This window comes from Ruegeria sp. ABV3_008 (genome assembly GCF_056161185.1).
Window position 1 is genome coordinate 234,106 of record NZ_JBSWYP010000001.1, and the last position, 21,200, is coordinate 255,305.

Below are 21,200 nucleotides of genomic sequence, written 5' to 3' on the forward strand. Positions count from 1 at the left end.
CCAAGACAGGATTACAGCCCGGGGGCAGGTATGAGCGATACCGACAGTTTCATTGATGAGGTCACGGAAGAGGTGCGCCGCGACCGGCTGTATCTACTTTTGCGGCGTTGGGGCTGGGTCGGTGTTGTTGCAGTCGTGCTGATCGTCGGCGGGGCTGCATTCAACGAATACCGCAAGGCGCGGGACACGTCGCAGGCCCAGAAGCTGGGCGATGACATTCTGGCCGCGCTTGCGGAAAACAATACGGCAGCGCGTGTCGCTGGCCTAGAGCAGGTGGACGTACTGACGCCGGGTGGTGAGGCTGTGCGCAACATGCTTCTGTCGGCTTCACAGCTCGATGCTGATTCCCGGCAGGACGCGGTCGACAGTCTGAATGCTGTGGCCGTTCAGGGCGATCTGCCCGAGATTTACCGCGCCATTGCCAGCTTCAAGGCACTGCTGCTTCAATCCGACACGATGCCCGCTGCAGATCGTCGGCAACAGTTCGAGGCTTTGGCCGCCCCCGGCGCCCCGTTGCGCCTTCTGGCCCAAGAGCAACTGGCTCTGATCGACATCGCCGACGGCGAAGTAGACGCCGCGTTGGAGCGATTGCAGGCGCTGCGTCAGGATGCAGAGGTCAGCGTGGATCTACAGCAGCGCGCCGCGCAATTGATTGTTGCACTGGGCGCTGAGCCCGAGCCATTGGTCGCTCAGCAGGGCTGATTGGGCGGAACACAGGTTAATGACAGGCGAGTTCGGATTAAAATGGTAACAAGACTTTTCTCTCGCGTGGGACTGCCGATTGCGGCACTGGCCCTGACCGCTCTGGCCGCTTGTGAAGAACCCGAACAGATTTTGCCGGGCGTGCGCGAGGATATCCGACCTGCCTCAGACCTTGAAACGGTTGCCAAAAGCGGCTCACAACCAATTAGTCTTCCATCGCAGAACGCAAATGCAAGCTGGCCGCAAAGCCCCGGCACGCCGGCCTTCCGAACGTCCAATGCTTCGCTGCGTGCGACACCTCAACGTATTTGGTCGGCCTCTATCGGGGATGGCGATTCACGCAAACAACGAATTACGGCCGACCCGGTTGTCGCGGGGGGGCTGGTCTACACGCTTGATGCGGGAGCGACGGTTTCGGCGGTTACACCGCAGGGACAGGTCGCCTGGAGCACCAATCTGATTCCAGCAACCGACGGTGACGCGGATGCCACGGGTGGCGGAATGGCCTATTCGGGGGGCGTTCTCTATGTCTCCTCGGGTTTTGGCCGTCTGACGGCGTTGGATGCCAAGACAGGCGCGATCCGATGGCAGAAACGCCTGAACGCAACTGGTAGCGGCGCGCCTTTGGTGAGTAACGGACTGTTGTACCTCGTCGCTGGGGATGAGACCGGTTGGACCGTCGACACCAAGGATGGCCGCATTCAATGGCAGATCGAGGGCACCCCTAGCGTCGGCAACGTTCTGGGCGCACCTGCGCCGGTTGTGACCTCGGATCTGGCTGTCTTTGCCTTTGGTTCGGGTGATATCGCCGCGACATTCAAGCGGGGCGGGATCAGCCGATGGAATGCCTCGGTGGCCGGTGGCCGCCGCGGACGCGCCACAGCTCGGATTGTCGATGTGACTGGTAGCCCGATGGTGGTGGGCGACACCATCTTCATCGGTAACCACTCTGGCCGTACCGTTGCGTTTGACGCGGGAACAGGTGAGCGCCGCTGGACTGCAGATGAAGGCGCGGTCGATACTGTCTGGCCCGCAGGCAACAGTATTTTCCTGATCAGCGATCGCAGCCAGCTGGTCCGCTTGAACAGCGCCGATGGTTCGGTGATCTGGGCGCAGGACCTACCGGGCTTTGTCAAAGACAAACCAAACCGTCGCGGTCCGATCGTGGCCCATTATGGCCCGATCCTGGCCGGAGGGCGCATTGTGATCGCCTCAAATGACGGGTTCCTGCGGTTCTTCAACCCGGTGAACGGGGCGCTTGTGCATCAGGTCGAAGTCCCCGGAGGCGCGACCACCGCGCCTGTAGTCGCCGGACAAACACTGTATGTCGTGTCGACCAAAGGTGATCTACACGCTTTCCGTTGACCAAAAGATGCGCTAAAGGGCGCGTCTGAGTCTTGAAAGTTGAGTATCATGTCGCTGACCCTCGCCATCGTGGGCCGCCCGAACGTGGGCAAATCCACACTGTTCAACCGCCTTGTGGGCAAACGTCTGGCCTTGGTCGACGACCAGCCCGGCGTGACGCGCGATCTGCGCGAGGGTGAAGGGCGGCTGGGTGATCTGCGGTTCACCGTGATCGACACGGCGGGTCTTGAGGACGCGACTGATGATAGCCTTCAGGGCCGCATGCGCCGACTGACCGAGCGCGCGGTGGGCATGGCCGATGTCTGCCTATTCATGATCGACGCGCGCACCGGCCTCACACCGACTGATGAGATGTTTGCTGAGATTCTGCGCAAACGCTCCAAACACGTGATCTTGGCGGCCAACAAAGCCGAAGGGTCGGCTGCTGATGCCGGTGTTCTTGAAGCCTATAACCTTGGCCTCGGCGAACCCGTCCGCCTGTCGGGCGAGCATGGCGAGGGGATGACCGACCTTTACGCCCAGCTGATGCCTCTGGCAGATGCGGCTGAGGAAGAGGCCGAAGACGACGCCCCCGTGGTCGAAATCGAGCTGGATGAGGATGGAGAGGGCGAAACCCCTCTGATCACCGCAGCTAAGCCGTTGCAGGTCGCCGTCGTTGGTCGCCCGAATGCAGGTAAATCCACCCTGATCAACAAGATCATGGGTGAAGACCGCCTTCTGACCGGTCCTGAGGCTGGGATTACCCGTGATGCGATCAGCTTGCGGGTCGATTGGGCCGACCCGGATGGCGAAAGCACTCCGATGCGGATTTTCGACACTGCGGGCATGCGCAAAAAGGCCAAGGTCCAAGAGAAGCTGGAGAAGCTCTCGGTATCTGATGGTCTACGCGCGGTGAAATTCGCCGAAGTGGTTGTCGTCCTGCTGGATGCAGCCATTCCGTTCGAGCAGCAAGACCTGCGCATCGCCGATCTGGCCGAGCGGGAAGGCCGTGCGGTCGTTGTCGCGGTCAACAAATGGGACGTTGAGGAAAACAAGCAGGAGAAGCTGCGAGAGCTCAAAGAGTCCTTCGACCGGCTGCTGCCGCAACTGCGGGGCGCACCTCTGATCACCGTGTCGGCCAAAACGGGCCGGGGGCTGGAACGTTTGCGCGCCGCCATCTTGCGTGCGCATGATATCTGGAATCGTCGCGTGCCCACCGCCGCGCTGAACCGCTGGCTGACCGCCATGCTCGAGCAGCACCCGCCGCCAGCCCCGCAAGGCCGCCGCATCAAGCTGCGCTACATGACCCAGGCAAAAACGCGGCCGCCGGGCTTTGTCGTTATGTGCTCGCATCCCGACAAGATGCCGGCCAGCTATACTCGCTATCTGGTCAACGGCCTGCGTGAGGATTTTGACATGCCCGGCACGCCGATCCGCCTGACGTTGCGCGGGCAAGGTGACAAGAACCCTTACAAAGGGCGGCGCAAGAAAAACGCCGGTGCCTTGGCCAAACACCTCAAGGGACGCGCGTAACTGCGCCAATTTTCAGCATTTTCAGCGCAAGGGCGTGACAGCGCCCTTTCTGCACGCTAGCATTCAGGAGCGTGCATTTGTTTCCTGTGCGCGGTCCGTCCTGCGGCGGGTCTGAATTCCTTTTGCTTTTCATTTAACCGGGCCATCGTGGGAGAGGGCTTGATGAATCTCAGAGACTACACGCGGCAATACGCGGTTCAGGACAACAGGCTTGCAGCCCTGAGCTATTTCGGAACCTTCGCCGTCTATTTTGCTTCGCTGGCCTTGGCGATTGTGAACGTGGACCATTTGTATGTCATGGTCCCAGCCGGGATCATCTTCGCCTTTTCCGCTGTGCGACTTTACGTGCTGCAACACGACTGCGGGCATCATTCCCTGTTCGAAACCCGGCAGCAGAATGAATGGGCGGGGCACGGCCTGTCGCCTTTCACCTTTGCTCCTTTTGAGGTGATGAAGCAGAACCACAATCTGCATCACGCAGGGATCGGCAACCTTGAGCATCGGGAGACTGGTGAAATCCACACCATGACCCTGCGGGAATGGAACGAGGCAGACTGGCTCAAACGTCTTGTCTATCGCCTGTACCGCAACCCGTTCATTCTGGTGCCGGTCGGTGCTTTGTTCACTTATTTCATTCGCTACCGGTGGCCCAAAAACACGGTGCGGTTTGGTGTAAAGGGCGTTGTTCTGCACAACCTCTCGATCGTCGTTTTTCTCGGGCTGCTTTACCTGATCGCCGGGACAACAGGTATTCTGGTCTGGCTTGTGTTTTCCTTGCTGGGTGGGATGCTGGGCGTATTCCTCGTCTACCTGCAGCATAATTTCGAGGATACATATTGGGATCGTCGCCCGGAGCTGGATCCGCAGATCGCGGCGCTTCAGGGCTCGTCAGCGCTGGATTTCGGTTGGTGGTTCGATAACGCAGTGGCATGCATCACCTTGCACGACATTCACCATTTCAACGCCCGTATCCCGTCCTACCGGTTGCGGGAATGCCACTATAACCTGCCGCCCGAATACACGCCGCGTCGGATCAAGTTCCCCGAAGCCGTGGCCGCGTTGAACCTGAAACTATGGGACGAAGACTCCAAGCGACTGGTGCCTTTTCCGAAAAAAGGGCAAACTGCTAACTTGGCCCATGGATCGTCATAGGCGCAGCTCCGCTTGAAGAGCGTATATCCTGTGTATATACAGGTGACCAGGGAGACAGAGAAAGGACCCAGAATGACCGCATTGACCGAGATAAAAGGCGTTGGCGACACGCTCGCCAAAGGTTTGGCCGATAACGGTCTCAAGACCGCCGAAGCCGTTGCGAAAGCGAAACCGGAAGATCTGGTCAAGGTCCCCCGTGTCGGTGTGGCGCGCGCGGCCGTCCTGATTGCCGCTGCAAAAGAGGCGACCGCTGCGAAACCGGCCGCTGCGAAACCAGCCCCGCGTCGCGCTGCGACCCGGAAACCTGCTGCACGCAAACCCGCTACGCGTAAACCGGCGGCCCGACGCCCCGCTGCGCGCAAGACAGTTGTCGCCGCCGCTGCCGAGAAGCGCGCCGCCGAAGCTGCACGCAAAGCGGCCGAGGAAAAAGCTGCTGCAGAAGCCGCAGAGGCGAAGGCCAAGAAGAAAGCCAAGGCAAAAGCCAAGGCTGAGAAAGCTGCGAAAAAGCGGGCCGAGATGGAGGCTGCGTTCTCCAAGGCCAAGGACAAGGTGAAGGCCAAGTCCAAGAAAGGGAAGAAATCCAAGAAGGACGACAAGTCCAAAAAGGCCGACAAAAAGAAAGACTCTGGCAAAAAGGATGCCAAGAAGTCGGACAAAAAATCTGACAAGAAGAAGGATAAGAAAAAGGCGAAGAAGTAGCTCTTCCTCGCCCTTTCAAGTGTTTCTAACCGGCGCCGCGCAACGCGGATGCCGGTTTTTTATGCCAGCGTACCGTCCAGCTGCAGCGTCATCTTGCCACCCAGATAGGGGGCAAGGACGTCGGGCAGGCTGACGGTACCGTCTGCGTTCTGACCATTTTCCAGCACGGCGATCAGGCAGCGACCCACCGCAAGGCCAGAGCCGTTCAGCGTGTGGACATATTCTGGTTTGCCACCGCCTTCGGGCCGGAAACGTGCATTCATGCGGCGGGCCTGAAAATCACCACAGGTCGAGACTGAACTGATCTCCCGATAGGTACCCTGACCGGGAAGCCATGCCTCGATGTCAAAGGTACGGCGGGCACCAAAGCCCATGTCACCGGTGCACAGGATCACGGTGCGGTAGGGCACGCCCAGTTTTTCCAAAATGCCCTCGGCGCAGCGCACCATGCGTTTTTGTTCGTCATCCGAGGTCTCGGGATGGGTGATCGAGACCATCTCGACCTTTTCGAACTGGTGCTGACGCAGCATCCCCCGTGTGTCTTTGCCCGCCGAACCGGCCTCAGACCGGAAGCAGAGCGAATGCGCGGTATAACGGCGGGGCAGATAGCTTTCCTCGATCAGCGTGTCATTGACGATGTTGGTCAGCGAAACCTCGGAGGTCGGGATCAACCACCAGCCTTCGCGGGTCTGATAGCTGTCCTCGCCGAATTTCGGCAGCTGGCCGGTGCCCTGCATCATCTCGGACAGAACCAGAACCGGGCCGTTGACCTCGGTCAGACCGTTTTCGTTGATATGCGTGTCCAGCATGAACTGGGCCAGTGCACGGTGGATACGCGCAACGCCGCCAGACAACAACACAAAGCGCGAGCCAGAGAGTTTCGCAGCGGTTTCGAAATCCATACCGTTTTGAACGGCCTCAATCTCAAAATGCTCTTTTGGGGCAAAGTCCATTTCGCGCGGGGTACCCCAAAGGCTCACCTCGACATTGTCGTTCTCGTCGGCGCCCTCTGGCACATCGTCGGCGGGTAGGTTGGCAATGCGAATCAGTTGGTCTGTCAGCAGAGCGTCCAGATCCTTGGCCTCGGTCTGCATCCGGGCGATTTCGGCCTTCTTTTCAGCTACTAGCGCGCGCAGGCGTTCAAATTCGGCCTCATCACCGCGGGCTTTGGCTGCGCCGACCTCTTTGCTGGCCTTGTTCTGTTCGGCCTGCGCCGTTTCAGCAGCCAAAATCTTGGCGCGGCGGCTTTCGTCCAGCCGCAGCAGGTCTGACGACACCGGCGCGTCCCCACGGCGCGCGAGTGCGGCGTCGAAAGCAGCTGGGTTTTCGCGAATGGCGCGGATGTCGTGCATAGTTCAGATCCTTGAATGCAGTGAATCACTGCGACTGCTTATGCACCATATATCTCGGAGGGTGTAGCGCTGGTTAACCAAACCGCGCCTAACTTTCCGGCTCCTCATCGTGATGGGCCAGATGTCCGTCCCATTCCGCGGGCGGGATCTTTGGTTCGGGCGGATCAGCGATGTATGAGGGGGTCATGATCTGCACGTTATTCTCGTTGAATACGGCCACAATGTTGCGATGCAGGTCCGAGCGGATCTTTGGAATGATACTGCCTCGGGTCGTGTATCCGTTGATCTGATAGTTGATCGCGTAGTCGGCCAGCGCGGTCCACAGGACAAAGGGTTCAGGCTTGGACTTGATCCCTTTGGTGCGATTGGCGGCCTCGATCAGCATTGCCTCGATCTTTTCGGGTGGCTCTTCATAGCCGATGCCAACGGTTGTGTGCAGCAATAGCCCGCTGCCATCTGTTTTCTTCGAGAAATTCACCACGTCCGAATTCATCAGCTGCGCGTTGGGGATTGAGATCAGCTCGTTCTTGATGGATTTCAGATGGGTTTCCATCAGCTTGATCTGCACCACGTCGCCAATGTGATCCCCGATCTGAATACGGTCCCCGATCGAGGTTGAGCGGCGATAGATCACGAATAGCCCGGCCAGCATGTTCGACACGACCGAGTTCGCGCCCAACGACAGCATTGCGCCGACCAGAATGGTCAGGCCCTGAAATGCCGCCGAATCCGAGCCTGGAATGTAGGGCACGGCAAAGACCAGTGCGATCAGGATCACGACAACTCGGGCGATGTTGAAGGTGGGGTTAACCCAATGCTTCTCAAAATCCCCCATATCGAACGATCCGGCTTCGACTGCGTCGAAGAAGACCCGCATGCCCTTGATAATATACATAGTTACCCATGCGATCAGGCCAAGCATGATCATGTTTGGGATATAGCTGAGGATGCCTTTGAAGATCAGAAGGACCGGCTCGGTCAGATAGGTCAGCAGCAATTGCGCGAAATATCGTGTTTCGGCAAAGGCCAGTAAAACGAAAGACAGGTAGTAGTAGAAACCCAGGAAGAAAATCACCAAAAGGACGAAATTCAGACCGTAACGCACCAGGGCTGCAATGGCCTCGGCTTGAACGCTCTTGGCCGTGGCGGTTTCCACGTCCTTGAGGTAGCGCTTCACGAATCTCAGTGTCCGCCGTCTGATTCTGCGGTGCAGCCAAAAGATGACAACGACAAAGACAACGAAGCCCAAGGTCCAAGCTGCGGCTTCGATAGCGCCTGAAACTCGCGCCTGTTCAGTTCGGTTCAAACGGTAGGCCTCAATAGCCTGTTTGATTGCATTGCCGTGCAGAACGCTGACAACGCTGAGTTCCATCTGGTCCAATTCTGCATCGGCTTCGGTGACGATCGAAACCCGTTCACCATCAACCAGAACCCAGGTGCCGAACTCGGTTTCCTCAAAGCTGATCGTGACCTCGGACGCGTCCGACGCTTCGGCGATTTCTATGATCTTGTCTTGAACTTCTTCGGCACGCTCGGGGGCGGGTAGTGCGCTTGAGCCTCGAACCTGAAACAGAACGTCCCCGTCTATTATAACTGGGGCCATAAAAGTTTCAGATTCTGCAGCTTCTGGCACAGGCGCATCGGTCGGTGACTCTTGTGCCTCGACAGGTTGGCTTAGCCAAAGGGCTGTCGCCATTGCAGTCAGCAAATAACGTAGCAAATGGAAGGGTTTGAATTGCCGTGCCATGTGTCCCCCTTGTTTGGAACTATACCCGGTTTGAACAGTGTTCCTAGGACATATCTGCAACGTTTTGACGGTTCTTATGGTGGCAGGTGTGCGTTCAGGTGGGTCACGCTGCCGCCATTGCTTGCAAACACGCATATCAGCGCATAGGTTCCCGCCAAATTTGCGGAACGGTGCCGCAGGTCAAAGAAAAAGGAATATCCCATGGAAGGTGGCGCAATCGCCCAGTTTCTCCCGCTGATCCTGATCTTCGCGATCATGTATTTCCTGCTGATCCGTCCGCAGCAAAAGAAGATGAAAGAACATCAGGCCATGGTCGAAGCCGTGCGCCGTGGCGATCAAGTCGTCACACAAGGTGGTCTGATCGGCAAGGTGTCGAAGGTCAAGGAAGGCGACAACGAGATCGAGGTCGAGATCGCCGAGGGCGTTAAGGTTCGTGTGGTCAAATCGACCATCGCTCAGGTTCTGAATAAGACCGAACCTGCGAAGTAACTTCGCCTTACAATTCCTTGAAAAGGCAGGGTTATGCTGCAAATTGATACCTGGAAGCGGGTTCTGATCTGGCTGGTCTGTGTGACCGGCCTGCTCTTGGCTCTGCCGAATGCGTTCTACACGCGGGTCGAACAATCCAACGACGCTAAAGCTGCGATAGAGCTTGGCGCGGATACGCCCGAAAATCAGGCCGAAGCGGCGCAGTGGCCGAACTGGCTGCCGTCCTCCTTGGTCAATCTGGGCCTCGATCTGCGGGGCGGTGCGCATCTGCTGGCCGAGGTCAAGGTCGAGGATGTCTACGAATCCCGGATGGAGGCGATGTGGCCCGAAATCCGCGACGCCCTGCGGGATGAGCGTTCCACCGTTGGCACGATCCGCCGTCAGGACTCGAACCCCGATCAGATTCGCGTCCGCATCAGCCAGCCCGAGGGGATGTCTCGTGCATTGGAAACCGTTCGTGGTCTGGCCCGACAGGTTCAGACGCTGACTGGTGTCGGTGCGACTGATATCGAGGCCTTTGCCGATGGCGATACAATCGTTGTGCAGCTCTCCGAGGCGGAGAAGCTGGCCTCGGATGATCGCACCGTTCGTCAATCGCTTGAGATCGTGCGCCGCCGGATTGACGAGGTTGGTACGCGTGAACCCACCATTCAGCGCCAAGGTGCAGACCGTATCCTGATTCAGGTTCCCGGGATCGGAAGTGCAGGCGAGCTGAAAGAGATCATCGGCACGACGGCGCAGCTGACTTTCAACCCGGTTGTCGGTCGTGGCACGGACCCGGATGCCGTTGCAGGCATCGGTGAAGAAGTGGTGCCGTCGATTGACGAAAGCGGTGTGTACTACACGCTTGAATCCTCTCCTGTCGTGACTGGGGAGGAACTGGTTGATGCGCAGCCCTCGTTTGATCAGAACGGGCGTCCCGCCGTCAGTTTCCGGTTCAACACATCGGGCGCGCGCAAATTCGGCGACTACACGCTGGAAAATATCGGCGCACCTTTCGCGATTGTGTTGGATGATGAGGTGATCTCGGCCCCTGTGATCCAAAGCCACATTCCCGGCGGCTCAGGCATCATCACCGGCAACTTCACGGTCGAGGAAAGCACCAATCTCGCCATCCTGCTGCGGGCAGGGGCCTTGCCTGCCGAGCTGGAGTTCCTCGAAGAACGCACCATCGGCCCCGAATTGGGTCAGGACAGCATAGACGCCGGTAAAGTCGCCACTATGGTAGCCTTTGCCGCGGTGCTGGTGTTCATGGCGCTCAGCTACGGTTTGTTTGGCCTTTTCGCCAACATTGCCTTGATCATCAACGTGGGCCTTTTGTTCGGACTGCTGTCGCTGATCGGCGCCACGCTGACCCTGCCGGGCATTGCGGGTATTGTTCTGACGGTCGGTATGGCCGTGGACGCCAACGTGCTGATTTTCGAACGTATCCGAGAGGAACTGAAATCTGCCAAAGGTCCCGCGCGTGCGATTGAGCTGGGCTATGAAAAGGCCCTGTCGGCCATCGCGGATGCCAACGTGACCACCTTCATCACGGCGGTGATCCTGTTTGCCATGGGCAGCGGCCCCGTGCGCGGATTCGCCATCACTCTGGGCCTGGGTATCCTGACCTCGGTCTTCACCGCGATCTTCGTGACGCGCCTGATGGTCGTCATGTGGTTCGAACGCCGCCGTCCGAAAACGATCGAGGTTTGATGATGAGACTGAAACTCGTACCCCAAAGCACCTCGTTCGATTTCTTCAGCCGCTGGAAGCTCTGGCTGGGCATTTCGGCCCTGATGATGGTTGTGGCCTTTGCCTCATTCATGTTGCAGGGTTTGAATTTCGGCATCGACTTCCGGGGCGGCACAACGATCCGTACCGAAAGCACCCAGCCGATTGACGTGGGTGTCTATCGCGACGCAATTGCACCTCTCGAACTGGGCGACGTCTCAATCACTGAGATTTTTGACCCGACCTTCGGACCGGAAGACAACGTTGCAATGATCCGCATTCAGGCACAGGCAGATGCAGAAGCTGTCGAAGCCTCGACCATCACAGCTGTTGAGGGCGCGTTGCAGGCCGTGATCCCCGCTATCCAATTCGTATCGGTGGAGTCGGTTGGCCCCAAAGTCTCGGGCGAGTTGATCCAGACAGCCGTGATCGCCATCGTTTTGGCCATCGGAGCGGTGCTCGTCTATATCTGGCTGCGGTTCGAATGGCAGTTCGCTCTTGGCGCGGTCGCGGCACTTGTGCATGACGTGATCCTGACCATCGGCATCTTCTCCGAGCTTCAAATCCGCTTCGATCTGGCCATCATCGCGGCGCTTCTGACCATCGTGGGTTACTCACTTAATGACACCGTAGTCGTGTTTGACCGGGTGCGTGAAAACCTGCGGAAGTATAAGAAGAAAGACCTCAAAGAGGTTCTTAACATCTCGATCAACGAAACCCTCAGCCGGACGGTGATGACCTCGGTCACGACCCTGCTGGCGCTGATCTCGCTCTACGTGCTGGGCGGTGACGTGATCCGCGGCTTTGTCTTCGCGATGATCTGGGGTGTGATCGTGGGGACCTATTCGTCGGTCTTCGTGGCCTCGACCATCCTGCTGTGGCTGGGCGTCAAGCGCGACTGGTCCAAGCCGTCGAACAACGCAGGCAACCAGTTTGCCAACGTAGATGCCTGAGTTCTTCGGCCAGTCCCCACAGGGTCTGGCCGTTGTCTTATTCGCAGCCTTTCTTGGGGGCGTCGTTCGCGGTTTCTCGGGGTTTGGCACCGCTTTGGTTTTCCTGCCTATCGCCACCCCATATCTCGGCCCGTTCGGAGCGCTGATCGGCCTGACGATCATGGATATCTTTGGCCCCTTGCCGAATCTGCGCCGGGCTTGGAGCGCCGTGAACAAGGGCGATCTGATGCGCCTCCTGCTGGGCTGCGCAGTGGTTCTTCCGCTGGGGCTATGGGTGCTGACGCAGGTCGCGCCCGAGGTTTTCCGCTATGCGGTCAGCGGTCTGGCCCTTGCGATGCTGGCCATTCTGATCCTCGGCCTGCGCTATCACGGTCATGTCAGCCGCATGATGGTCACAGGTATCGGCGGTGCCGCCGGGTTCCTTGGTGGCGTCGCCGGGCTCCCCGGTCCCGCCGTCATCCTGTTCTACATGTCGCGTCCCCTGCCGGTAGAGGTCATTCGCGCGACGATCCTGTTGTTTCTGTTCGGGTTCGACTTCCTGCTACTCGGCTACCTTACTGGCATGGCGCAGGTCACCCTTGCCGCTGCTGGGCTGGGGCTGCTTCTGGCGCTCCCCAACCTGCTGGGCAATTGGCTGGGCGGGTGGCTTTTCCGACCAGACCGAGAACGCCTCTACCGCGCGGCCGCCTATCTGGCGATTGCACTGGCGGCCTTGTCCGGCCTGCCGCTTTGGGGGTAAATACTGCGCATGCGATTGAATGAGATCAACTACACTAACGCCGAACCGGTCGATGGATACGGCCCCGGCTTTTTCCGGATCGGAGGGCGCGTTTATCTAGGCGCCGTGCTGACCGGTCCGACGGGAACGCAGGCATGGGGCGGATACGCAGACGACGCCCCACTGCGAGACCTGTCCGAGATGGTCGACGTCCTGTTCATCGGAACCGGAGCAGAGCTGGCCCACATCCCGCCCGAACTGCGCCAAACTCTCGAATCCGCCGGGATCGGCGTCGAGATCATGAACTCCCCCGCCGCCTGCCGCACCTACAACGTCCTGTTATCCGAAGGTCGCCGCATCGCACTCGCTCTGATCCCGGTCTGACGGGATCCCCTTTATTTGGCCAAAAATATCCCGGGGAGCCGCCATTGATGCGCCATTGGTTCGAGCAACAGAGGCGGCGGGCAGCACCCCTCGCATCCGGACCCACCTAAGCGCAACACCCTAGATCCCTGCGGCAAATCCAACCTTTTGCCTGCGTCCCCAATCGGATAATCGAGTCTCATGACACTATCCGTTTCCGATCTGACCATCACTCGTGGTGGTGTGCCCGTGCTCGAGGGGTTGAGCTTTAAACTCACCTCCGGTCAGGCGCTCATTTTGCGTGGGCCAAACGGAATCGGAAAAACAACGCTGCTCCGCACTCTGGCGGGGCTACAACCTGCCTTGGCAGGAAGGATCGAAGGTGCCGAGGACCAGATCGCCTACGCCTCACATTCCGATGGTTTGAAGCCAACGCTGACGGTGGTCGAAAACCTTGCTTTCTGGGCGTCGGTCTTTGGGACCCATGACATACAGCCCGCACTGGACGCCTTTGCGCTGAATGACCTGTCCGACCGCCATGCGGGCAACCTGTCGGCCGGGCAAAAGCGCAGGCTGGGTCTTGCACGGATGCTGGTCACGGGGCGGCCGATCTGGATGCTGGACGAACCAACCGTTTCGCTCGACAAAAACGCCGTTCAGATGTTCGCTGATGCCGTGCGCGGCCATCTGGGGCAGGGCGGCTCAGCCCTGATCGCCACACATATAGACCTCGGCCTCGACGGAGAGGTTCTGGACGTCGGCCCCCACAAAGCCAAACCGCAACCCATCGACGATTTTGACGGAGGTTTCCTGTGATCGCCCTGTTGCTGCGCGACCTGAAGCTGGCCTTCCGCGCAGGCGGAGGCTTTGGTCTCGGCCTGGCCTTTTTCCTGATCGTCACTGTTCTGGTGCCTTTTGCTGTCGGTCCACAATCGTCGCTACTCTCGACCATCGCGCCGGGAATTCTATGGCTGGGTGCTTTGCTGGCCTGCCTGCTGTCCCTCGACCGCCTTCTGGCTCTGGATTGGGAGGACGGATCGCTGGACCTTCTGGCTACCGCGCCTCTCCCGCTTGAGGCTGTAGTTTCTATCAAAGCTCTGGCGCATTGGATAACCACCGGCCTACCTTTGGTTCTGGCGGCACCGTTTCTGGGCGTCTTGCTGAACCTTCCCGCGCCGGGGTTCTTCTGGCTGGTGATCTCGCTCCTGCTCGGAACGCCCGCCATGAGCGTCATCGGCACCTTCGGCGCAGCCCTGACCGTCGGGCTGAAGCGCGGCGGCCTGCTGTTGTCGCTTCTGGTTCTACCTCTCTACGTCCCAACCCTGATCTTCGGCGCAGAAGTCGCCCGCCGAGGTGCCGTCGGGATGGAGACCCAAACCCCACTTCTGATGCTGGCGGGGATCACGATGGCCACGATCGCTCTGCTTCCATTCGCCAGCGCAGCGGTTCTGCGCATCAATCTGCGGTGAAGCGCCACAACTTTGAGCAAGGTCAATTGAGAATGAACCCGAGTCAGACTAAATAACGGCCATGTCTATCGCAGCCAAAGCCAACGCCCTCTGGGAATATGCCAACCCGCGCAAGTTTCTTGCCACCAGCGAGCGTGTCTTGCCCTTTTTCTGGATCACCTCCGCGGTTTGCATCGTGGTGGGGTTGATCTGGGGCTTCTTCTTCACGCCGGACGACTTCCGGCAGGGCTCGACAGTCAAGATCATCTACTTGCACGTCCCATCGGCCCTGATGGCGATCAATTGCTGGCTGATGATGCTGGTAACGTCGTTGATCTGGCTGGTGCGGCGCCATCACGTCAGCGCTCTGGCCGCGCGAGCCGCCGCACCCGTGGGCATCGTGATGACCCTGATCGCATTGGCGACCGGAGCGATTTGGGGCCAGCCGATGTGGGGTACATGGTGGGCCTGGGATCCGCGCCTGACTTCGTTCCTGATCTTGTTTCTGTTCTATCTCGGCTACGTCGCCTTGTGGGAGGCGATCGAGGATCCAGACACCGCCGCCGACCTGACCTCGGTCCTGTGTCTTGTGGGATCAGTCTTCGCAATCCTCAGCCGCTATGCGGTGAACTTCTGGAATCAGGGGCTGCACCAGGGTGCGTCGGTCATGCGAGCCGGAGCGGTCACGGGAACGGACACCGAAGAGAAAGTTAGCAACGTTTTCTTCTATCCATTGCTGACCTGCATCATTGGCTTCGTTCTGCTGTTCATCGCATTGGTTCTGTATCGCACCGGCACAGAAATCCGCGCGCGTCGGGTCAAAGCGCTGCTGGCACGTGAAAGGGTGGGCGCATGATGCCTGATCTTGGAAAATACGCGGACGCTGTCTTGTCGTCCTACGCTGCTTCGATCCTGCTGCTCGTGGCGCTGGTCGTCTTTAGCGTGATCCGGGGACGCAAAGTGCGGGCCGAGATGGAGAAAATCGAACAAAGGATGTCGCGCAATGGCTAAGATTTCGCCTTTGATGGTCGCCCCGCCTTTGATTTTTGGTGCTTTTGCCGTTCTGGCCGGGATCGGTATGTTCCGAGACGACCCCAACGCTCTTCCATCTGCCCGCGAAGGGCAACCCGCCCCTCCGGTCGTCCTGACCGAGTTTCCGGGCAAAACGCCTTTCGACGACGCGACCCTGCGGGACGGGCAGGTCAAGCTGGTCAACTACTGGGCCAGCTGGTGTGCCCCCTGTCGCGCAGAGCATCCAAACCTTGAGGCGCTGTCGAACGAAGGCATCCCGGTCTACGGCGTCAACTACAAAGACAAGTTGGACAATGCGCAAAGCTTTCTGACTGAATTGGGCGATCCCTATACCGGCATCGGTCGCGACGAGCAGGGCCGCATGGCTTTGGATTGGGGGCTTTACGGCGTTCCCGAAACCTATGTGATCGACGGGGAAGGCACCGTGGTCCTGCGTTTCGCCGGTCCGATCACCCAACGTGTGATCGAAAGCACGATCCGCCCGGCGCTTGAAAAAGCGGCTGGCGGTTAGAGCCTGTAGCCACCGGTCACAGCCAAGGTCTCACCCGTGATGAACGCGGCGTCGTCTGACGCCAAGAACCTTACGGCCTTCGCGATATCCTCGGGCCTCCCGATCCGCCCTATGGCCGTGTTCTCGACGAACAAAGCGGTCAAGTCTTCGGTGCGTGGGTCTTCGGGGATGTTAATCGCCCCCGGTGCCACAGCATTAACCCGGATACCCTGAGGCCCAAGTTCCTTTGCCATCCCGCGTGTCCACAGGTTGAGGGCCGCCTTGCTTGCCCCATAAATCACCGCGTCTTTCGGTGGCAAAACGGCGTTCATCGAGGAAATGCTGACAATCGCCGCGCCCGGTTTCAAATGGGGTATGGCAGCCGCCAGCAAAGCAGCAGGGGTCAGCAGATTCAAATCCAAAATGGCGCGATGATCTTCCTGGTCAAAAATCTCTTTCGGAGTGGACCTGACCAAACCCGCATTGTTCACGATCACGTCCAGCCGACCGAATCGTTCGACAACGTGGCGTATGACTGCCTCAGGCTGTCCGTCCTGCGTCAGATCGGACCGTATCGGTTGCAAACCTTTCTCTTCCAACACCGGATCGGGCTCAGTGGACAGCCATGTGAAAGCAACACGATAATCGCGCCGCAGATCCTCAACAATCGCGCGCCCAATCCCCCGCGCGCCACCCGTTACCAAAGCCACTTTATCCATACCAACCTCCTGCGCACGGTTGATAGTCCACTCAGGACACAATCAACTTCTTCTGTTCAAAAATACCTCGGAGCGCGAGGCAGAGCCTCGCATAAAAAAGGACGCCGACCGGCGTCCTTCCCAGTCTGTGGATCAACACCACATCAACCCGCCTTCGCGAGATTGCGCAACACATAGTGCAGAACACCGCCGTTCTCGATGTATTCGATCTCAGGAGCTGTATCTATGCGGCATTTCAGGGTGATGGTCTTCTCTGTCCCGTCGCCATAGGTGATGGTGCAGGGTACCTCCTGCAGCGGTTCAATCGTGTCCAGACCGTGGATCGAGACCGTCTCATCCCCCTTCAACCCAAGCGTTTTGCGGGTATCACCACCGGTGAATTCGAACGGAATCACGCCCATGCCCACCAGGTTTGAACGGTGGATGCGCTCAAAACTTTCTGCAATCACGGCTTTGACACCCAGCAGAGCAGTCCCCTTCGCGGCCCAGTCACGGGACGAGCCCGCGCCATATTGTTCACCTCCGAAAACGACCAGAGGGGTGCCATTTGCCTGATACGCCATCGACGCGTCGTAGATCGAGGTCTGCGCGCCATCCGGCCCCTTGGTGTAGCCACCTTCGACCCCGTCCAGCATCTCGTTCTTGATGCGGATATTGGCGAAAGTGCCGCGCATCATGACCTCGTGGTTGCCCCGGCGTGAGCCGTAGGAGTTGAACTCACGCGGTTGCACCTGACGTTCGATCAGATACTGACCGGCGGGCGAGGTCGTGGCGAACGAACCAGCGGGTGAGATATGGTCGGTCGTGACCATATCGCCCAGGATCGCCAGCACCTTGGCCCCTTCGATATTCGAGATCGTGCCTGGCTCGGCCCCCATGCCCTGAAAATAGGGCGGGTTCTGGATATAGGTCGAGGTCGGTGGCCAGTCATAGGTTTCCTGCTGTGGAACCTCGACCTCACGCCATTTCTCATCCCCTTTGAAGACGTCGGCATATTTAGACTGGAACGCCTCGCGGGTGACGGTTGCCTCGACCAATTCCGCGATTTCGCTCTGGCTGGGCCAGATGTCCTTCATGAAGACATCATTGCCGTCCCGATCCTGACCGATGGGTTCGGATGTAAGGTCGATATCCATCGTTCCTGCCAGCGCATACACAACGACCAGAGGCGGCGAGGCCAGATAGTTGGCGCGCACATCCGGTGAGATCCGACCTTCGAAGTTGCGGTTGCCCGACAGAACCGAGGTGGCAACAAGATCGCCCTCGGAAATCGCCTCGCTGATTTCTCGCTGGATCGGACCCGAGTTGCCGATACAGGTGGTGCAGCCATAGCCCACAAGGTTGAACCCGATCTTGTCCAGATCGTCTTGCAGACCCGCGGCCTCAAGATAGGCGGAAACCACCTGCGATCCCGGTGCGAGCGAGGTCTTGACCCATGGCTTGCGGTCCAGACCCAGCGCGGCGGCTTTGCGGGCAACCAGACCCGCTCCGATCATCACATAGGGGTTCGAGGTGTTGGTGCAGGAGGTGATCGAGGCGATCACGACCTTGCCCGATTCCATACCGTAGTTCTCGCCTTTGACTTCGACCTGCTTGCCCATCGGGCGCTTGAAGGTCTTCTCCATCTCGTTCAGGAACGCGGCCTTCGCTTCGGTCAGCGCCACATAGTCCTGCGGACGTTTCGGCCCCGAGATAGCTGGAACGATGGTGCCCATATCCAGCGACAGGGTGTCGGTATAGATCGGCGCGTAGTTCTCATCACGCCACAGCCCGTTTTCCTTGGCATAGGCTTCGACCAGCGCAAGACGGTCTTCGTCGCGCCCGGTATTGCGCATGTAGCGCAGGGTTTCGCCGTCGATTGGGAAGAAGCCGCAGGTTGCGCCATATTCGGGGGCCATGTTGGCGATCGTGGCACGGTCGGCCAAAGGAAGACGATCCAAACCTTCGCCGTAGAATTCGACGAATTTACCAACCACGCCCTTTTCACGCAGCATCTCGACGACTTTCAGCACAAGGTCAGTGCCGGTAGTGCCCTCGACCATCGCGCCGGTCAGTTCAAAGCCTACAACCTCGGGGATCAACATCGAGATCGGCTGGCCGAGCATCGCTGCCTCTGCCTCAATCCCGCCGACGCCCCATCCCAGAACGGCCATGCCGTTGACCATGGTGGTGTGGCTGTCTGTACCGACAAGGGTGTCGGGATAGGCGACCTCTTCGCCGTTCTGATCAGTATCCGTCCAAACGGTTTGGGCCAAATATTCTAGGTTCACCTGATGGCAGATGCCGGTGCCAGGCGGAACGACGCGGAAGTTGTTGAAGGCGTTCTGACCCCATTTCAGGAACTGGTAGCGCTCCATATTGCGCTCGTATTCGCGGTCCACATTCATCTGGAACGCACGAGGGTTGCCGAACTCGTCAATCATGACCGAGTGGTCGATGACCAGATCCACCGGGTTTAGCGGATTGATTTTTTGCGCATCTCCGCCCAAAGCTTTGATCCCATCGCGCATCGCCGCCAGATCAACCACGGCAGGCACACCGGTGAAATCCTGCATCAGCACGCGGGCAGGGCGATAGGCGATCTCACGCGGGTTCTTGCCCCCGTTTTCGCCCCATTCCGCAAAAGCCTTGATGTCGTCGACAGAGACAGAGAATCCGTCATCTTCGAACCGAAGCATATTTTCCAGCACCACTTTCAACGCGGCGGGCAGCTTGGAGAAATCTCCCAGACCGGCCTCCTGAGCGGCGGGGATGGAGTAATAGGAAATGGTTTTGCCATTCACGCTCAGGCTGCGGCGTGTATTGGCGGTATCCTGTCCGGTTTTGATAGGCATCCTGTGGCCTCCCTCTCAAATAACTTGGAAAATGGGATTCGCTGCGGTTTATCTTGATCACGTTTGTCCGGGGTTCAAGCGTCAGTTAGTGACAAATCGAAAGTGTATACTGTGGTATGCAGATTCAAGGGCAGGAGGTCGCCTCGTCTCAAGAAACCTTGATTGGAGCTTGAAGAGCAAAACGTTTATCCGTTTTGCAAGATTTTCAAGCCGAGGGGACTCATGTTCAAATCCGCCCTAGCAGCCGCCATTCTATCCGCCTGTGCCGCCCTTTCTGTATCGGCGCAAGAGGATCCGGTTGTGATCGAGTTGTTTACCTCGCAAGGGTGTTCGTCCTGCCCCCCGGCGGATCGGCTTTTGCACGATCTGATCAAGCGCGACGATGTGATCGGGCTGGCGTTGCATGTGGACTATTGGGATTACATCGGCTGGAAGGACGAATACGCCATTCCTGATCATACGTCGCGGCAACGGGCTTATGCTCGCAATGGTGGCCGGTCGATGATCTACACGCCACAGATGGTGATCAACGGACAGAATGATGTGGTTGGCGCGAAGGCGCAGGAATTGGATCGGCTGATAAAAGCGCATCTGATCGCCGCGCCCACAGCCGAAGTCGAAGCCGAGCGTTCGGGGCAAGAGGTGACGGTGCGCGTGAGGCCGATCGACTTGCCAGCTGGGGATACCTACGACGTGCGGATCGTACAGTACACGCCGCTGCGTCATGCCTCGATCCGGCGTGGAGAGCTCGCGGGCCATGACCTCGATTATGCCAATGTGGTGGAAAGCTGGCAGATGGCTGGGCGCTGGGACGGTGTCAATGAGCAGGCGTTTTCAGCGCAGTTGGACACGGACCTGCCAGCGGTTGTTTTGGTACAGCGGGCAGGTCACGGGCCAATCATCGCGGCCGCGCATGTGAAGTGATCAGGGCATATCTTCGGGCTGAACACCCAGCCCGTTCCAGGCCTTCCAGCGGCGGTGAATCCAGAACCATTGACCCATATGCTGGCGCACCATTTGTTCCAGATCGTCGTTGATAAGCTGCGTCATGGTTCTGGGGTCGGAATGTGGCACCGGGTCGTGTAACACAATTTCGAAATCCAGACCATTGGGTTGGCGTACTGCATAGCAGGGGATCATGACCGCATTGAACTTCATCGCAAGTTCGGCATTCAGCAGGGATGTGACGGCGGGTTTGCCAAAGAACATTAACTCCTCCCCGCCATGAACGTGCAGGTCCGAGACGATTGCGATCATTTCACCGCCTTTGAGGGAGCGCACCATCTCAACCATCCCACGCCGGCCTTGTTCGAACATGGGTGAGCCGGTTTTGTAGAAGGCTTTGACATAGGCCTCGTTGAAATACGGGTTGGCCATGCGACGGAATAGGCAACCTATTGGGCGCCCGCTGCGGGCCTGCAGCGCGATTCGCGCTGCCAAGTAGTGCCCGAAATGCGCTGCGATGATCATGACCGGTCGCCCCTCGGCGGCAGCGGCATCAAAAGCAGCCACACCGGGGCCGGATGTCTTGGCGTTGCGTTGGCGCGCCGTGAACCCTTCGGGCGAGAAGTGTTCCATCATGGCCCGGCCTGCATTGTCCGAGACCTCAGCCGATATACGGTTAATGTCACGATCTGAAAGCTCAGGGCAGGTCAATTTCAGGTTGTCTCGGACCCGTTTGCGAAACCCCACCAGCGGGGCCAATCCGCGCACCAAGGTCCCCATCGCCGCGATGCGGGTTCCATAGGGTAGCAACCGCATGCCGCCGATCACGCCCTTCAGGAACAGACTGGCGACATAGTATTTCCCAAGCTCAAACCGGCTGAGCTCTGACTTTTCGACAGGCATGGAGGTGTCTCACGGCGTGTTGCATATTGCTGGGTCAGACATACAGGCCCGGCCCGGCAAGCTC

The 21,200-nt window shown here is 58.8% G+C and carries 21 protein-coding genes; 16 read left to right on the forward strand and 5 right to left on the reverse strand.

The window, feature by feature from the left end:
* The first annotated feature begins 30 nt into the window (after positions 1–30).
* The 5 genes from ACXAH8_RS01140 to ACXAH8_RS01160 all read left to right on the forward strand — a co-directional run bounded on the left by ACXAH8_RS01140 (position 31) and on the right by ACXAH8_RS01160 (position 5,430).
* Entirely contained in the window at positions 31–702 is a 672-nt protein-coding gene (locus tag ACXAH8_RS01140) for a hypothetical protein (RefSeq protein WP_475215399.1), read from the forward strand.
* A 42-nt stretch (positions 703–744) separates the two neighbouring features.
* Positions 745–2,067: a PQQ-like beta-propeller repeat protein gene (locus ACXAH8_RS01145; protein ID WP_475215401.1), complete on the forward strand. Its 1,323-nt coding sequence runs from the start codon at positions 745–747 to the stop codon at positions 2,065–2,067.
* A 48-nt stretch (positions 2,068–2,115) separates the two neighbouring features.
* The gene (gene der, locus ACXAH8_RS01150) at positions 2,116–3,579 is read left to right on the forward strand and encodes a ribosome biogenesis GTPase Der (protein ID WP_475215402.1); all 1,464 of its coding nucleotides are present in this window, start codon (positions 2,116–2,118) and stop codon (positions 3,577–3,579) included.
* A 162-nt stretch (positions 3,580–3,741) separates the two neighbouring features.
* Positions 3,742–4,731: a fatty acid desaturase gene (locus ACXAH8_RS01155; RefSeq protein WP_475215404.1), complete on the forward strand. Its 990-nt coding sequence runs from the start codon at positions 3,742–3,744 to the stop codon at positions 4,729–4,731.
* A gap of 72 nt (positions 4,732–4,803) precedes the next feature.
* Positions 4,804–5,430 carry a helix-hairpin-helix domain-containing protein gene (locus ACXAH8_RS01160; protein ID WP_475215405.1) on the forward strand — a complete coding sequence of 209 codons (627 nt, stop codon included), beginning with the start codon at positions 4,804–4,806 and terminating at the stop codon, positions 5,428–5,430.
* Between the two features lie 59 nt (positions 5,431–5,489).
* Here the strand turns inward: ACXAH8_RS01160 and serS are convergent, their stop codons facing one another.
* Positions 5,490–6,782 carry a serine--tRNA ligase gene (serS, locus tag ACXAH8_RS01165; RefSeq protein WP_475215407.1) on the reverse strand — a complete coding sequence of 431 codons (1,293 nt, stop codon included), beginning with the start codon at positions 6,780–6,782 and terminating at the stop codon, positions 5,490–5,492.
* A gap of 88 nt (positions 6,783–6,870) precedes the next feature.
* On the reverse strand, positions 6,871–8,385 hold the full coding sequence (locus ACXAH8_RS01170; RefSeq protein WP_475215409.1) for a mechanosensitive ion channel family protein: 1,515 nt from the start codon (positions 8,383–8,385) through the stop codon (positions 6,871–6,873).
* 345 nt (positions 8,386–8,730) lie between these two features.
* Here ACXAH8_RS01170 and yajC point away from each other — a divergent pair, with 345 nt between their 5' ends.
* From yajC to ACXAH8_RS01220, 10 genes are all read left to right on the forward strand, one after another.
* The gene (gene yajC / locus ACXAH8_RS01175) at positions 8,731–9,018 is read left to right on the forward strand and encodes a preprotein translocase subunit YajC (protein WP_155151194.1); all 288 of its coding nucleotides are present in this window, start codon (positions 8,731–8,733) and stop codon (positions 9,016–9,018) included.
* Positions 9,019–9,051: 33 nt separating this feature from the next.
* Positions 9,052–10,713 (forward strand): protein translocase subunit SecD, encoded by a 1,662-nt coding sequence (secD, locus tag ACXAH8_RS01180; RefSeq protein ID WP_475215411.1) that lies wholly within the window; start codon positions 9,052–9,054, stop codon positions 10,711–10,713.
* A 2-nt stretch (positions 10,714–10,715) separates the two neighbouring features.
* Positions 10,716–11,684: a protein translocase subunit SecF gene (secF, locus tag ACXAH8_RS01185; protein ID WP_475215415.1), complete on the forward strand. Its 969-nt coding sequence runs from the start codon at positions 10,716–10,718 to the stop codon at positions 11,682–11,684.
* Entirely contained in the window at positions 11,677–12,423 is a 747-nt protein-coding gene (locus ACXAH8_RS01190; protein WP_475215416.1) for a TSUP family transporter, read from the forward strand. The genes secF and ACXAH8_RS01190 overlap by 8 nt, the downstream gene beginning before the upstream one ends.
* A gap of 9 nt (positions 12,424–12,432) precedes the next feature.
* Positions 12,433–12,786 (forward strand): Mth938-like domain-containing protein, encoded by a 354-nt coding sequence (locus tag ACXAH8_RS01195; protein WP_475215418.1) that lies wholly within the window; start codon positions 12,433–12,435, stop codon positions 12,784–12,786.
* Positions 12,787–12,966: 180 nt separating this feature from the next.
* Positions 12,967–13,581, forward strand: a complete 615-nt coding sequence (gene ccmA / locus ACXAH8_RS01200) for a heme ABC exporter ATP-binding protein CcmA (RefSeq protein WP_475215419.1) — start codon at positions 12,967–12,969, stop codon at positions 13,579–13,581.
* Positions 13,578–14,234, forward strand: coding sequence for a heme exporter protein CcmB (gene ccmB / locus ACXAH8_RS01205; RefSeq protein WP_170482748.1), 657 nt, complete (start codon positions 13,578–13,580; stop codon positions 14,232–14,234). Before ccmA ends, ccmB begins: the two co-directional genes overlap by 4 nt.
* 61 nt (positions 14,235–14,295) lie before the next feature.
* Positions 14,296–15,069 (forward strand): heme ABC transporter permease, encoded by a 774-nt coding sequence (locus ACXAH8_RS01210; RefSeq protein WP_475215421.1) that lies wholly within the window; start codon positions 14,296–14,298, stop codon positions 15,067–15,069.
* Positions 15,066–15,224, forward strand: a complete 159-nt coding sequence (gene ccmD / locus ACXAH8_RS01215; RefSeq protein ID WP_170374069.1) for a heme exporter protein CcmD — start codon at positions 15,066–15,068, stop codon at positions 15,222–15,224. Before ACXAH8_RS01210 ends, ccmD begins: the two co-directional genes overlap by 4 nt.
* Positions 15,217–15,756: a DsbE family thiol:disulfide interchange protein gene (locus ACXAH8_RS01220; RefSeq protein ID WP_170374068.1), complete on the forward strand. Its 540-nt coding sequence runs from the start codon at positions 15,217–15,219 to the stop codon at positions 15,754–15,756. The genes ccmD and ACXAH8_RS01220 overlap by 8 nt, the downstream gene beginning before the upstream one ends.
* Here the strand turns inward: ACXAH8_RS01220 and ACXAH8_RS01225 are convergent.
* Both ACXAH8_RS01225 and acnA read right to left on the reverse strand, forming a co-directional pair.
* The gene (locus tag ACXAH8_RS01225) at positions 15,753–16,454 is read right to left on the reverse strand and encodes an SDR family NAD(P)-dependent oxidoreductase (protein ID WP_475215422.1); all 702 of its coding nucleotides are present in this window, start codon (positions 16,452–16,454) and stop codon (positions 15,753–15,755) included. The two genes, ACXAH8_RS01220 and ACXAH8_RS01225, sit on opposite strands and share 4 nt — an antisense overlap.
* 143 nt (positions 16,455–16,597) lie before the next feature.
* Complete coding sequence (gene acnA / locus ACXAH8_RS01230; RefSeq protein ID WP_475215424.1) at positions 16,598–19,288, reverse strand: aconitate hydratase AcnA; 2,691 nt, start codon at positions 19,286–19,288, stop codon at positions 16,598–16,600.
* 222 nt (positions 19,289–19,510) lie between these two features.
* Between acnA and ACXAH8_RS01235 the strand changes: the two genes are divergently transcribed.
* A complete protein-coding gene (locus tag ACXAH8_RS01235) occupies positions 19,511–20,212 on the forward strand; it encodes a DUF1223 domain-containing protein (RefSeq protein WP_475215426.1) in 702 nt (233 codons plus the stop codon).
* Here ACXAH8_RS01235 and ACXAH8_RS01240 read toward each other — a convergent pair whose 3' ends face one another.
* Entirely contained in the window at positions 20,213–21,136 is a 924-nt protein-coding gene (locus ACXAH8_RS01240) for a lysophospholipid acyltransferase family protein (protein ID WP_475215428.1), read from the reverse strand.
* Positions 21,137–21,200 lie beyond the last annotated feature (64 nt).

What these genes read in the sequence shown, in the direction of transcription:
- ACXAH8_RS01145 (WP_475215401.1), top strand. Translation starts at nt 745, where the DNA reads ATGGTAACAAGACTTTTCTCTCGCGTGGGACTGCCGATTGCGGCACTG.
- ACXAH8_RS01155 (WP_475215404.1), top strand. Translation starts at nt 3,742, where the DNA reads ATGAATCTCAGAGACTACACGCGGCAATACGCGGTTCAGGACAACAGG.
- ACXAH8_RS01220 (WP_170374068.1), top strand. Translation starts at nt 15,217, where the DNA reads ATGGCTAAGATTTCGCCTTTGATGGTCGCCCCGCCTTTGATTTTTGGT.
- ACXAH8_RS01170 (WP_475215409.1), bottom strand. Translation starts at nt 8,385, where the DNA reads ATGGCCCCAGTTATAATAGACGGGGACGTTCTGTTTCAGGTTCGAGGC.
- ACXAH8_RS01195 (WP_475215418.1), top strand. Translation starts at nt 12,433, where the DNA reads ATGCGATTGAATGAGATCAACTACACTAACGCCGAACCGGTCGATGGA.
- secF (WP_475215415.1), top strand. Translation starts at nt 10,716, where the DNA reads ATGAGACTGAAACTCGTACCCCAAAGCACCTCGTTCGATTTCTTCAGC.
- ACXAH8_RS01160 (WP_475215405.1), top strand. Translation starts at nt 4,804, where the DNA reads ATGACCGCATTGACCGAGATAAAAGGCGTTGGCGACACGCTCGCCAAA.
- ACXAH8_RS01140 (WP_475215399.1), top strand. Translation starts at nt 31, where the DNA reads ATGAGCGATACCGACAGTTTCATTGATGAGGTCACGGAAGAGGTGCGC.
- ACXAH8_RS01190 (WP_475215416.1), top strand. Translation starts at nt 11,677, where the DNA reads ATGCCTGAGTTCTTCGGCCAGTCCCCACAGGGTCTGGCCGTTGTCTTA.
- secD (WP_475215411.1), top strand. Translation starts at nt 9,052, where the DNA reads ATGCTGCAAATTGATACCTGGAAGCGGGTTCTGATCTGGCTGGTCTGT.
- yajC (WP_155151194.1), top strand. Translation starts at nt 8,731, where the DNA reads ATGGAAGGTGGCGCAATCGCCCAGTTTCTCCCGCTGATCCTGATCTTC.
- ccmA (WP_475215419.1), top strand. Translation starts at nt 12,967, where the DNA reads ATGACACTATCCGTTTCCGATCTGACCATCACTCGTGGTGGTGTGCCC.
- acnA (WP_475215424.1), bottom strand. Translation starts at nt 19,288, where the DNA reads ATGCCTATCAAAACCGGACAGGATACCGCCAATACACGCCGCAGCCTG.
- ACXAH8_RS01210 (WP_475215421.1), top strand. Translation starts at nt 14,296, where the DNA reads ATGTCTATCGCAGCCAAAGCCAACGCCCTCTGGGAATATGCCAACCCG.
- ACXAH8_RS01235 (WP_475215426.1), top strand. Translation starts at nt 19,511, where the DNA reads ATGTTCAAATCCGCCCTAGCAGCCGCCATTCTATCCGCCTGTGCCGCC.
- ACXAH8_RS01240 (WP_475215428.1), bottom strand. Translation starts at nt 21,136, where the DNA reads ATGCCTGTCGAAAAGTCAGAGCTCAGCCGGTTTGAGCTTGGGAAATAC.
- serS (WP_475215407.1), bottom strand. Translation starts at nt 6,782, where the DNA reads ATGCACGACATCCGCGCCATTCGCGAAAACCCAGCTGCTTTCGACGCC.
- der (WP_475215402.1), top strand. Translation starts at nt 2,116, where the DNA reads ATGTCGCTGACCCTCGCCATCGTGGGCCGCCCGAACGTGGGCAAATCC.
- ccmD (WP_170374069.1), top strand. Translation starts at nt 15,066, where the DNA reads ATGATGCCTGATCTTGGAAAATACGCGGACGCTGTCTTGTCGTCCTAC.
- ACXAH8_RS01225 (WP_475215422.1), bottom strand. Translation starts at nt 16,454, where the DNA reads ATGGATAAAGTGGCTTTGGTAACGGGTGGCGCGCGGGGGATTGGGCGC.